Source organism: Parasphingorhabdus sp., assembly GCF_036964675.1.
Lineage (GTDB): Bacteria > Pseudomonadota > Alphaproteobacteria > Sphingomonadales > Sphingomonadaceae > Parasphingorhabdus.
On sequence record NZ_JBALTF010000179.1, the window covers coordinates 1 to 525 of the forward strand.

The following is a 525-nucleotide window of genomic DNA, read 5'->3' on the forward strand; positions in this document are numbered from 1 at the left end:
CATGAAGACTTGTAATGGGAATAGCATTACGAAGTGCGTACCAGGAGAAACCAAAGACTAAACTGGCAGTGATCGAGGCTATGATTATAGGTGGCAATTCCGCTCCACTGTGCCCCATGATATGTATCAGCGTAAACACAACATAATAAAAGGCAGCAGCACCGAAATAGCCCCTGATCAAGGGCCGGTAAATTATTGCTAGGAGCGGAGAGATATCCGTTCTGGTCGAGGCGGGTGCAATGGTCATGTTTTGCGCGTTCCCAATAATGTTGTTATTCTACATTTACGGCATTGCCTTCCAATACTTAATGGGGAGAATTGCAGCGACCAGTCAGCCTTCCGCTGGCTTTCAAAGGGCTTCAGGGGAATCTTCCTGATATCCGCTTCCGCAATCAACAAATTTTCAGCAAGCCCGGTTTTTTCCGGACATTGCCGCAATCAGTCGATTTTCATTGAGCCGGTGCTGTCTGAAACTGCCGCTCGCCGCTGCCAAAGATCAGATAGAATATCAGCCCAAAGGCCGCC

1 protein-coding gene is annotated in these 525 nt (G+C 48.4%); it reads right to left on the reverse strand.

The window, feature by feature from the left end; all coding sequences use genetic code 11:
- Window positions 1–247, reverse strand: a 247-nt coding sequence (locus V7665_RS13840; RefSeq protein WP_335665106.1) for a hypothetical protein, incomplete at its 3' end; no start/stop codon positions are given.
- Between the last annotated feature and the right edge of the window lie 278 nt (window positions 248–525).